Below are 11,760 nucleotides of genomic sequence, written 5' to 3' on the forward strand. Positions count from 1 at the left end.
TTATTTTTGTCGACGAGCTCAAGACAGCACAATCAAAAGTAGAAACAAAAAGCCCCCTGTGCAACAATCTGAGTATTAAAGCTTAATGACTGATATCCATCTGAATTTGTGTCCTAGTGCGAACGATTTACTGTAAATCATTTTGGATGTAAGTTGGCTATATTCTCAATAACGTATTCTTAATTAAGGGGAAACCTCATGTACCAAGATTTGATCCGCAGTGAATTAACTGAAGCGGCTGAGACGTTATCAAATTTCCTAAGTGACGAAGCGAATATCGAAGCCATTCAACAAGCGGCTGTGTTATTAGCGGACTCTTTTAAAGCAGGCGGCAAAGTCTTATCTTGTGGCAATGGTGGATCTCACTGCGATGCGATGCATTTTGCTGAAGAATTGACCGGCCGTTATCGTGAAAACCGTCCAGGTTATCCAGCTATTGCGATCTCAGATGTGAGCCATTTATCCTGTGTGAGTAATGACTTCGGCTATGAGTTTGTTTTCTCTCGTTTTATTGAAGCTGTTGGCATGAAAGGTGATGTGTTGCTGGGAATTTCAACGTCAGGTAACTCAGGAAATATTATCAAAGCGATTGCCGCTGCACGTGAAAAAGGTATGAAAGTCATCACATTAACAGGAAAAGATGGTGGCAAAATGGCAGGCACGGCAGATATTGAAATTCGTGTACCTCATTTTGGTTATGCGGATCGTATTCAAGAGATTCATATCAAAGTTATCCATATCCTTATTCAATTAATTGAAAAAGAGATGGTGAAGTAACGATTTAGCCGTTGTAGGAGCTTTTAAATGTGCGAGTTGCTTGGCATGAGTGCCAATGTTCCAACAGATATTACCTTTAGTTTGAGTGGGTTAATTTCTCGTGGTGGCCAAACTGGACCACACAAAGATGGCTGGGGAATCACGTTTTACGAAGGTCTCGGGTGTCGCACATTTAAAGATCCACAACCGAGCTTTACATCCCCCGTTGCGCGTTTTGTGCAGGAATACCCCATCAAGTCTGAAAGTATTGTGGCGCATATCCGCCAAGCTAATCGAGGGGATGTATCGTTAGTGAACACTCACCCTTTCACCAGAGAGCTATGGGGACGTAATTGGACTTATGCTCATAATGGACAACTTAAGGGATATCGTTCCCTTAACACAGGGCGTTATTGGCCGATTGGGGAAACAGACAGTGAATGGGCATTTTGTTGGATTTTGCAACAACTGAGTGAAAAATATCCACGAAAACCATCAAACTGGAAAAGCGTCTTTCGTTTTATTGCAACTTTAGCTGATCAATTGCGTAGCAAAGGTGTCTTCAATATGTTGTTGTCTGATGGGCAATATTTGATGGCGTTTAGCTCAACGAAATTACATTGGATCACGCGTAAAGCGCCGTTTGGCATGGCTAAGTTGCTCGATCAAGATATTGAAATTGATTTTGCACAGTGCACAACACCAACAGATATCGTCTCTGTGATTGCAACTCAACCTTTGACAGGCAATGAAGACTGGCAAAGGATTGAGCCAGGTAATTTTGTGTTATTCCACCTTGGTCAGCGCATACTGTGATTTCATCCCTAACAACTTTGTTGGGGTATCAGGTAGGCCCATGACTGCATATTTTCCTGAATTTACAGAGACCTGTGCGAGTCTTCCTGTTTGGTTGAAATACTCATAGGCAGGCTGCAGTTGCTTCCAAAACGTGTAATGGCTTGAATTTCGGTAGCGCAGCATATTTTCTTTCGTCATTTTAAACGGATAGATATTCACGTTAATCGTCGATTGGCCGTTTAGCAATGCGGTTTCTACCGTTTGGTAAATTTCGCCCATGTATTTATCAGTCATCGCATAACAACCTACCGACACGCAGCTGCCGTGGATCATCAGGTAACTTCCGCTATACCCTTGGGCTTTATCAAACTCATTAGGGAAACCAATATTGATAGATCGGTAATACCGACTATTAGGGTTGAGCTGCTCTGCCGTAATTTGATAGAAACCTTCAGGGCTTTTAAGATCACCCTCTATTTTCTTTGGCCCTAACCCACCAGAAAACTTACAAATTGGATAGGTTTTCGACAAGGTATATTTGCCTGACGGTGCTTTTTGGTATAGTTCAAGCACACCTTCTTGTTTAAATATTTGTATAAATATCGATGAGTCAAGATTCGCTCGTGATTCATTCTTTAGCAAAAATGAAGCGTTATCTGCCTGAGCAACCAATGTATACATGAGTACAAATGGAGATATGGCACAAAGTAATTTACTTTTTTTCATGCTTAAGCCAAATATTGAAGGTGATGTTGATTAAAAATAACACATGTTTTACACATTTTAGACGAGCTGTTTAAAAATTAATATAGGTTGTTAATAGTTTTTAAATGAATCTTTATTGATTAAATAATAAACAGTCATCGATAAACATGAGCTTATTGCTCGGCAATATCGAATTGTTAATGGAAAAAATTAAATAATAATGCAATTTGCTTGAACTATGTCACTTCTCTAGACGGACAGCGTGAGCTGAAACTGATAAAATTACGACTGGCAGAAGACAAGAATTTAGTAACAATTTTGTGAGAATACTCGCTCAAGTCACGAAGGTGACTTGAGTAGTTTTTATGACTGAGTCGCTATCATTCATTGCTGAATCGTTAGCTTAGGGTTTAACTGATAAACTTGTGCAGATCTTATGATTAAAATTAAAAAAGGCCTCAACCTTCCCATCGCAGGTGAGCCAGCCCAAGTGATAGAAGACGGCCCGAAAATTCAACACGTAGCATTGCTAGGTGAGGAATATGTCGGAATGCGTCCTTCGATGCTGGTTAAAGAAGGTGAGCGTGTAATAAAAGGGCAGGTTCTTTTTGAAGATAAAAAGAACCCAGGGGTCGTATTTACGAGTCCTGCCTGCGGAAAAATTGTTGCTATTCATCGTGGTGAGCGTCGTGTACTTCAATCTGTAGTCATCGAAATTGAGGGTGATGAACAAGTCACTTTTGCTGCATATACCCGTGATGAACTACCTGCATTAACTCGTGAGCAAGTCGAAGATAACCTAATTAAATCAGGTATGTGGACCTCTTTAAGAACGCGTCCATTTAGCCGTTCTCCACAACCAGGTTCTTCACCTATTGCTATTTTTGTGACTGCAATGGATACCAGCCCATTAGCTGCTGATCCTGTTGGTATTATTCGCGAAAATGAGCAAGCATTTAATGATGGCTTATTGGTTCTTAGCCACTTAACGGAAGGTAAAATCCATGTATGCCATGGAGAGGGAGATTTACCAAAGGTTAACAGCCAATCACAAATTGCTTATACCCAGTTTGGTGGGCCACACCCTGCGGGGTTAGCTGGTACTCACATTCACTTCTTGGAGCCCGTTAGCATCAAGAAAAAAGTGTGGAGCTTGAATTATCAAGATGTTATCGCTATTGGGAAGCTATTTGTTACGGGTCACTTATACACTGACCGTGTGGTTTCCCTTGCAGGGCCACAAGTTGAAAAGCCGCGCTTAGTCCGCACCCGCCTTGGGGCTGATTTATATGAATTGACCCAAGGACAACTCAAAGCAGGTGAAAACCGTATTATTTCGGGTTCTGTGCTTTGGGGGGTTACCTGTGATGAAACCCATCACTATCTTGGTCGTTTTCATAACCAAGTTTCTGTTCTCGCAGAAGGCCGTGAAAAAGAATTATTTGGATGGATTATGCCAGGGGTAAATAAATTCACTATTACCCGTACAACGATTGGGCATTTTTTGAAAAATAAACGCTTTAACTTCACGACGACGATGAATGGTGGTGAGCGTTCAATGGTACCAATTGGTAACTACGAACGTGTGATGCCGCTGGACATCATGATTACGCACTTGTTGCGCGATCTCCTTGCGGGGGATACCGATACATCACAAGAACTAGGCTGTTTAGAGCTGGATGAAGAAGATTTGGGGTTATGTACCTACGTCTGCCCAGCGAAGTATGAATACGGTCCGGTGCTACGTGATGTGTTGTCCAAGATAGAGCTAGAAGGGTAATTCCATGGGTCTGAAACATTTATTTGAAAAATATGAGCACCATTTTGAGCCCGGTGGAAAGTTAGCGAAATACTATGCACTGTATGAAGCAGTTTCGACTGTTTTCTACACGCCGGGTACAGTCACTAAAGGTCGTTCTCATGTCCGAGATACTATCGATCTTAAACGTATGATGATCTTGGTGTGGCTCGCCGTTTTTCCAGCGATGTTCTGGGGGATGTATAATGTGGGAAATCAAGCGATCCCTGCATTACATCAACTATATAGTGGTGTTGAATTACAGCAAATTATTGCGAGTGATTGGCATTACAGCTTAGCGCAGTTCTTAGGCGCATCATTGTCGATGGACGCAGGATGGGGAAGTAAAATGCTGCTAGGTGCAGTGTATTTTCTTCCTATTTATGCCGTTGTTTTCTTGGTTGGCGGGTTCTGGGAAGTTTTATTTGCCATGATCCGTGGACATGAAATCAACGAAGGTTTTTTCATCACATCCATCTTATTTGCATTGATCGTTCCGCCTACAATCCCACTTTGGCAGGCTGCACTAGGGATTACCTTTGGTGTGGTTGTTGCGAAGGAAATCTTTGGGGGAACAGGGCGTAACTTCTTAAACCCTGCATTAGCGGGTCGTGCATTCTTATTCTTTGCTTACCCTGCACAAATTTCGGGCGATTTAGTTTGGACTGCGGCAGATGGTTTTTCAGGTGCAACGCCATTGTCCCAATGGGCAACGGGCGGTGAGCACGCACTGATGAATACCGTGAGTGGCGAACCTATTACATGGATGCAAGCGTTTTTAGGTAACATGCCTGGCTCTATCGGTGAAGTATCGACACTGATGCTGTTTATCGGTGGCGCGCTGATTATGTTCTTTCGCATCGCATCATGGCGTATTGTGGCTGGCGTGATGCTGGGCATGATCGCGATGTCTTATGTGTTTAATCTTATCGGTTCAGACACTAACCCATTATTTGCGATGCCATGGTGGTGGCATATGGTGTTAGGCGGTTTTGCATTCGGTATGATTTTTATGGCGACAGACCCTGTATCCGCGTCATTTACAGATAAAGGTAAATGGGCTTACGGTATTCTGATCGGCGTAATGTGTGTTCTTATCAGGGTGGTTAACCCAGCTTACCCAGAAGGGATGATGCTGGCTATCCTGTTCGCCAATCTGTTTGCTCCTCTGTTTGACTATCTGGTCGTTCAGGCAAATATTAAGCGGAGAAAAGCTCGTGGCTAATGAAAAAACAATTAATAACGATGGCGTTGGCAGAACATTTCTTGTTGTGTTTATTCTATGCCTCGTGTGTTCAATTATTGTTGCTGGGGCCGCGGTTGGGTTAAAACCACAGCAACAGGAACAAATCCAATTAGATACTCAACGTAATATTTTGAGTGTCGCGGGGCTTTCAACGCCGAAAATGAGCGCAGAAGACGTGCAGAAAGTGTATGGCGAGCGTATCGAACCGAAGCTTTTAAACTTCAAAACGAATGAGTTATCTGATAGCACAGGGCATTTTGTGCTAAATGATGAACTGCGTAGTGATGAAACGAGTATTGCACTTTCACCGCAGGAAGATATTGCGAAAATTCGTCGTCGTGCGAATAGTGCTGAAATCTACTTGGTAAAAGATGGTTCAGGCAAAGTCTCGCAAATTATTTTACCTGTTTACGGTTCAGGCTTGTGGTCAGTGATGTACGCTTTTATTGCGGTTGATGTTGATGGCGTGACATCTCGAGGTATCACTTACTACGCACATGGTGAAACACCAGGGCTGGGTGGGGAAGTGGATAACCCGCAGTGGAAAGCGCAATGGCCAGGCAAAAAACTGTTTAATGAACAAGGTATCCCAGCAATTAAAATTGTGCGTAGTGGTGCAACCGATAGCCCTTATGGTATCGATGGCCTTTCGGGGGCGACTCTGACATCAAATGGTATCCAGCACATGTTTGATTTCTGGTTAGGTGACAACGGCTTTGGTCCGTTCCTGAAAAAAGTACGTGAAGGAGCGCTGAATAATGGCTGATTCAAAAGAAGTAAAACGCGTCCTACTCGGGCCGCTATTCGATAATAACCCAATCGCCTTACAGGTGTTGGGGGTGTGTTCTGCATTAGCCGTCACGACCAAACTAGAAACAGCGTTGGTGATGACCATTGCGGTGACACTGGTTACTGCATTTTCCAACTTTTTTATCTCATTGATTCGAAACTACATCCCAAGCAGTGTACGTATTATTGTGCAAATGGCCATCATTGCTTCACTGGTTATTGTGGTGGACCAAATACTGCGTGCTTATGCCTATGAGATATCAAAACAGCTTTCAGTATTCGTTGGCTTAATTATTACCAACTGTATCGTCATGGGGCGTGCAGAGGCTTATGCCATGAAAGCACCTCCGATTGAAAGCTTTATGGATGGTATTGGTAATGGCCTTGGCTACGGTGTCATTCTTGTTTTAGTTGGTTTCCTGCGTGAGCTTTTTGGTTCGGGCAAACTGTTTGGTATCACCGTATTTGAATCACTGCAAAACGGTGGTTGGTACATGCCAAATGGTTTGTTCTTATTAGCACCAAGCGCTTTCTTTATTATCGGTATGCTGATTTGGGGGTTACGTACCCTGAAACCCGCTCAAGTAGAGAAGGATTAATCAAATGGAACATTATATAAGCCTATTTGTTAAATCCATTTTTATTGAGAATATGGCGTTAGCCTTCTTCTTGGGGATGTGTACATTCCTTGCGGTATCGAAGAATGTGAAAACCGCGTTTGGGTTAGGGATTGCCGTTACGGTCGTTCTTGGAATTTCTGTTCCTGCCAATAACTTGGTGTACAACCTTGTGTTGCGTGATGGTGCGATAGCCGAAGGAGTGGATTTATCCTTCCTAAATTTTATTACCTTTATTGGGGTGATAGCGGCGCTGGTTCAGATCCTCGAAATGATTTTGGACCGCTATTTTCCATCGCTGTATAACGCATTAGGTATCTTCTTGCCATTGATTACCGTTAACTGTGCAATTTTTGGTGGCGTTTCTTTCATGGCTCAGCGTGATTATAACTTTAGTGAATCCATTGTTTATGGGTTTGGTTCAGGAATCGGCTGGATGCTTGCTATCGTATTGATGGCCGCTATCCGTGAGAAGATGAAATACTCTGATATCCCAGCAGGTCTAAAAGGGTTAGGTATCACCTTTGTGACGACCGGTTTGATGGCATTGGGCTTTATGTCCTTCTCCGGTGTGCAGCTATAAAGGCGAGAAGAATTCATGGAAATTATTATTTTAGGTGTAGTGATGTTTACCCTGATTGTCTTGGTGCTGACAGGTTTAATCCTGTTTGCAAAATCCAAGTTGGTCAATACAGGGAACATCAAAGTTGAAGTTAATGGCGACCCTGATAAAAGCTTTGAAGCCCCTGCGGGTGACAAATTATTAGGCATGTTATCTAGCCAAGGTATTTTTGTTTCTTCTGCATGTGGTGGTGGTGGCTCATGTGGTCAGTGCCGTGTGAAAATAAAAGAGGGCGGTGGTGATATTTTACCTACTGAACTTTCGCACATAAACAAACGTGAAGCCAAAGATGGCTGTCGTTTAGCCTGCCAAGTTAACGTGAAGCAAGACCTTAAAATTGAGCTTCCAGAAGAAATTTTTGGTGTGAAAAAATGGGAGTGCGAAGTTATCTCTAATGATAATAAAGCGACTTTCATTAAAGAATTAAAACTGAAAATTCCAGAAGGTGAAGTCGTCCCTTTCCGTGCGGGTGGTTATATTCAAATTGAATGCCCGGAGCATATTGTAAAATATGAAGATTTTGATGTTCCAGAGGAATATCGAGAAGATTGGGATAAATTTAATTTGTTCCGTTATGTCTCTGAGGTTAAAGAGCCAACGGTGCGTGCATATTCAATGGCTAACTACCCTGAAGAGCACGGTATTATTATGCTGAACGTACGTATTGCAACACCTCCACCACGTAATCCTGACGTTCCACCTGGGATCATGTCATCTTATATTTGGTCATTGAAAGCAGGTGATAAAGTAACAATTTCAGGTCCATTCGGTGAGTTTTTTGCGAAAGAAACGGACGCTGAAATGGTCTTTATTGGTGGTGGTGCCGGTATGGCACCAATGCGCTCCCATATTTTCGACCAATTACGCCGTTTGGATTCAAAACGTAAAATCAGTTTCTGGTATGGTGCGCGTTCTGTTCGTGAAATGTTCTATACAGAAGACTTTGATGAGCTGGCGGCCGAACATGAAAACTTTACGTGGAATGTAGCACTTTCAGATCCATTACCAGAAGATAACTGGAATGGCTATACAGGCTTTATTCATAATGTTCTGTATGAGAATTATTTGAAAGACCATCCTGCACCGGAAGATTGTGAGTTCTATATGTGTGGACCACCAATGATGAATGCTGCAGTGATCAAAATGCTGAAAGATTTGGGCGTTGAAGATGAAAATATCTTACTGGATGATTTCGGTGGTTAACTAATTTTATTGGCTTTATCGTACTTACCAAGTAAAGTACGGACAGTAATCAAATAAAGAGGGAAAATACTTCCCTCTTTATTATTTATATTAATGCCGTTAGTTGCTAATTATTTTATTGGTTATTAATAGGTTGAGAGTTATTTCGACTTGAACATTCTCTGCATGGGTGACGATGTAAAGTGTGTTAATAGTCTGAGCGAATCTAACAATACGCGCTCACGATTGACGCGGAGAAAATTATGCTGAACAAAAAAATTTATACCTCAGTCTTGTTGTTTGTTGCTGCACTGTTCTTGACTGCTTGTGGTGGCCCAGAGCAACAAAATATGCAAGGGCAAACAATGGGGACATATTATACTGTAAAATATGTCACGGATTCTTCAGAACAAAAACCTGAAGCGATTCAAGCTGAAGTTGATAAGCGTTTGGAGGAAGTTAACGACCAGATGTCAACCTATCGTCCAGATTCCGAATTAAGTCGTTTTAACCAATTCAAAGAAGTGAATACCCCTTTTCCTGTATCAGCGGCGACAGCAAAAGTGGTAAGTAAGGCTATTGAAATTAATAAACTGACGGATGGTTCTTTGGATGTGACTGTTGGGCCATTAGTGAATTTATGGGGCTTTGGGCCAGAAGGTCGTGTGACGAAAGCACCTTCTGATGAAGAACTCGCCAAACGCCGTGCATGGGTTGGGATTGAAAAACTTTCAGTACAAGATAACAACCTGATTAAAACCATTCCAGAGCTATATGTTGACTTGTCTTCTATTGCTAAGGGATATGGTGTTGATGTTGTTGCTGAATATTTAGAGTCACAGGGTATCAATAACTATATGGTCGATATCGGTGGCGAAGTGCGCACGAAAGGTAAAAATGGCAAAGACGCGCCATGGCGTATTGCCATTGAAAAACCATCAACGGATGGTTTGAGCCAAACAGCACAAGAAATTATTGAACCAGGTGACCGTTCAATTGCAACATCAGGGGATTACCGTAACTATTTTGAGCAAGATGGTGTGCGTTTTTCTCATACTATTGATCCAAAAACAGGACGTCCAATTACCCATAACTTGGTCTCTATCACCGTAATTGCTGAAAATTGCATGAGTGCTGATGGCCTATCTACGGGGTTAAATGTATTAGGGCCAGAAACGGGTTTTGCGCTTGCTGAAAAAATGAATGTGCCTGTTTTTATGATAGTTAAGACAGATAAAGGATTTGAAGAGCGCTATACTAAGGCATTCGAACCATTTTTAACGAAGAAACAGTAGTTTTGGGAGGCTAAAGGTATGCTAAATATTTTTATTGCAACTTTTGCACTGTTTTTATTAGCCTTTTTGGGCATGTCATTGGGCTACATTATTAAGCGTAAGAGTATCCAAGGTAGCTGCGGTGGTTTAAGTAGCATTGGCGTCGAAAAAGTGTGTGATTGCCCTGAACCTTGTGATGCGCGTAAAAAACGTATGGCGCGCGATGAAGCTCGCCAAAAAATTCTAGATAAGAATAGAATAATATAATTGATAACTTATTAATAAAACCTTGGTATTATTTGAAACCAAGGTTTTATTATAAAATCTCTCTGGATTTTCAAACTATTCTATTTTCAATAATAATTATTATTATTCAATAATTAAATTAACTAAGCTTAATTAGCATGCGTATTTAAAAATAGATAGTGTTGTAACGTAATTTGGGTAGTTTGAAATAGAGGGATTTTAATTATATAGATAAGTTAAATACTAAATTTTAGTCATTTTTTTAAAGCATGAGTTATATTTTGGATAGTTAATTTTTGTCTCTTTACTATTTACATCAAAACTAATGAGGATTTTAGCAAGTTCGGCTTTCTTTGCGTTACATTCTAAAAAACTGCCACTACTCCATGTTTGCCCGCTTTGGGTAATGATTGTCGTCTTCCAAAAACTTTTTCCACTAGTGTCATAATTGATAGTGAAGACATCATTCCTAGTTTTTTGCTTTGGTATATTATATGTAACAAAAGCCTGATTTAGTGTGTTTTTTTCATCATGATAGATAATCTCAATTTTTTTTAAATCCTCATTCCATTTATTTTCAATCGATATAGTACCAGATGATTTAGACATATTACCCCCTTTCATTTGCATTTTTATTGAATATCACATAATTCTAGGGGGAAGGAATTAATATTGAACGTTATTCATTAATAAAATAGCTAGATAATATCCAAAAACAAGCGGCTTAGCTTAATTAATAATACGTAATGTTAAATCGCTTGTTTTTAATTAAAACTATCAATTAAAAGCTTTTGGTGAATCCACCATTACCGCATCAGCACCAATCTCTTTCGCTAACTGGTAATCGCTTTGGTTATTGACACCAAAGACTATGATGTAGGCATCACCGTCGCGTTTAAGACAGTCTATTGCCGCTTTATCCCATGAGAGTGTTGCTGGGGAACGAGCTTCACCTAAGGTATATTTTTCAACAACTTCAACTTTACGATGTAATTCAAAACCATACCAACGAGTAGCTGGTTTATTCGTGCTATTGCTTGATTTTGCGTCTGAAATTGAGCATTGATGGTTCATAACGCTATTTGCCAAAATAGTCCGAGTTTCATCGCGGCTTTCAAATATATAAATTTTCGGTGATAACTGTTTAAGTGCGGTTAAGAATTCAGTATTCGTAGAGTAAAAACGCACTTGATTAAATGCTTTTGTTTTTTCCAGCAATGCTAAAACCGCTTTGGCTTGAATATTTGGGTTAGCGTCTGGGGATTTTAAGTCAATATAAAAAGGAATATCTGGATACTTTTTTAAAACCGTCTCGAGTGTGCTAATCGTAGTGGTTGCAGCAGGTAATTGTTGGTTATTTTTTTGATTGAATTGGTATGCGGCATTGATATGGCTAAGTTGTTCCGCGGAATAGGCAGAAATAAAGCCTTTTTTATCTGTTAGAGAATCAAGGTCACTTGGACGATATAAAACAAGTTGATTATCTTGGCTAAGTTGCACGGTTAGCCAAATCGCATTGACTTTATTTTTTTTCGCTAACTCAATGGCATAAAGTGTATTTTCGGGGGCGTCTGCTGTACCTGCGCGATGGGCAACAATTTGCGGTGAGGCCATGAGAGTGGTGAGAGCAAATGCGTTTTGAGTGATTAAAAGTAGCAAGCCAATGAAGGCGAACGGGTTAAATTTTAATGCTGATATTATTGCCATATGTAGTATCCATAAAATAA

General features: G+C 40.8%; 13 protein-coding genes. 10 read left to right on the plus strand and 3 right to left on the minus strand.

Going from position 1 to position 11,760, the window contains the following annotated elements; translation table 11 throughout:
- The first annotated feature begins 198 nt into the window (after positions 1-198).
- A complete protein-coding gene (gene lpcA / locus KDJ85_RS18050; protein ID WP_206084747.1) occupies positions 199-777 on the plus strand; it encodes a D-sedoheptulose 7-phosphate isomerase in 579 nt (192 codons plus the stop codon).
- A gap of 27 nt (positions 778-804) precedes the next feature.
- Positions 805-1,572 (plus strand): class II glutamine amidotransferase, encoded by a 768-nt coding sequence (locus tag KDJ85_RS18055; protein WP_225820831.1) that lies wholly within the window; start codon positions 805-807, stop codon positions 1,570-1,572.
- Here the strand turns inward: KDJ85_RS18055 and KDJ85_RS18060 are convergent.
- On the minus strand, positions 1,543-2,280 hold the full coding sequence (locus tag KDJ85_RS18060; protein WP_225820832.1) for a L,D-transpeptidase family protein: 738 nt from the start codon (positions 2,278-2,280) through the stop codon (positions 1,543-1,545). The genes KDJ85_RS18055 and KDJ85_RS18060 overlap by 30 nt on opposite strands.
- A 415-nt stretch (positions 2,281-2,695) precedes the next feature.
- Here KDJ85_RS18060 and KDJ85_RS18065 point away from each other — a divergent pair, with 415 nt between their 5' ends.
- The 8 genes from KDJ85_RS18065 to nqrM all read left to right on the plus strand — a co-directional run bounded on the left by KDJ85_RS18065 (position 2,696) and on the right by nqrM (position 10,054).
- Positions 2,696-4,039 (plus strand): Na(+)-translocating NADH-quinone reductase subunit A, encoded by a 1,344-nt coding sequence (locus KDJ85_RS18065; protein WP_225820833.1) that lies wholly within the window; start codon positions 2,696-2,698, stop codon positions 4,037-4,039.
- 4 nt (positions 4,040-4,043) lie between these two features.
- Positions 4,044-5,282, plus strand: coding sequence for an NADH:ubiquinone reductase (Na(+)-transporting) subunit B (locus KDJ85_RS18070; protein ID WP_206084751.1), 1,239 nt, complete (start codon positions 4,044-4,046; stop codon positions 5,280-5,282).
- Positions 5,275-6,069: a Na(+)-translocating NADH-quinone reductase subunit C gene (locus tag KDJ85_RS18075; protein WP_225820834.1), complete on the plus strand. Its 795-nt coding sequence runs from the start codon at positions 5,275-5,277 to the stop codon at positions 6,067-6,069. The genes KDJ85_RS18070 and KDJ85_RS18075 overlap by 8 nt, the downstream gene beginning before the upstream one ends.
- The gene (locus KDJ85_RS18080; RefSeq protein WP_225820835.1) at positions 6,062-6,691 is read left to right on the plus strand and encodes an NADH:ubiquinone reductase (Na(+)-transporting) subunit D; all 630 of its coding nucleotides are present in this window, start codon (positions 6,062-6,064) and stop codon (positions 6,689-6,691) included. The genes KDJ85_RS18075 and KDJ85_RS18080 overlap by 8 nt, the downstream gene beginning before the upstream one ends.
- A 4-nt stretch (positions 6,692-6,695) precedes the next feature.
- Positions 6,696-7,292: an NADH:ubiquinone reductase (Na(+)-transporting) subunit E gene (gene nqrE / locus KDJ85_RS18085; protein ID WP_206084753.1), complete on the plus strand. Its 597-nt coding sequence runs from the start codon at positions 6,696-6,698 to the stop codon at positions 7,290-7,292.
- Between the two features lie 15 nt (positions 7,293-7,307).
- Positions 7,308-8,534 (plus strand): NADH:ubiquinone reductase (Na(+)-transporting) subunit F, encoded by a 1,227-nt coding sequence (nqrF, locus tag KDJ85_RS18090; protein WP_206084754.1) that lies wholly within the window; start codon positions 7,308-7,310, stop codon positions 8,532-8,534.
- A gap of 242 nt (positions 8,535-8,776) precedes the next feature.
- On the plus strand, positions 8,777-9,808 hold the full coding sequence (locus KDJ85_RS18095; protein WP_225820836.1) for an FAD:protein FMN transferase: 1,032 nt from the start codon (positions 8,777-8,779) through the stop codon (positions 9,806-9,808).
- 18 nt (positions 9,809-9,826) lie between these two features.
- Entirely contained in the window at positions 9,827-10,054 is a 228-nt protein-coding gene (nqrM, locus tag KDJ85_RS18100; RefSeq protein WP_225820837.1) for a (Na+)-NQR maturation NqrM, read from the plus strand.
- Between the two features lie 222 nt (positions 10,055-10,276).
- Here nqrM and KDJ85_RS18105 read toward each other — a convergent pair whose 3' ends face one another.
- The gene (locus KDJ85_RS18105; protein ID WP_225820838.1) at positions 10,277-10,642 is read right to left on the minus strand and encodes a hypothetical protein; all 366 of its coding nucleotides are present in this window, start codon (positions 10,640-10,642) and stop codon (positions 10,277-10,279) included.
- 168 nt (positions 10,643-10,810) lie between these two features.
- Entirely contained in the window at positions 10,811-11,740 is a 930-nt protein-coding gene (locus KDJ85_RS18110; RefSeq protein ID WP_338050609.1) for a glycerophosphodiester phosphodiesterase family protein, read from the minus strand.
- Positions 11,741-11,760: the final 20 nt, after the last annotated feature.

This window comes from Providencia vermicola, assembly GCF_020381325.1.
In the GTDB taxonomy this organism is placed as follows: domain Bacteria; phylum Pseudomonadota; class Gammaproteobacteria; order Enterobacterales; family Enterobacteriaceae; genus Providencia; species Providencia vermicola.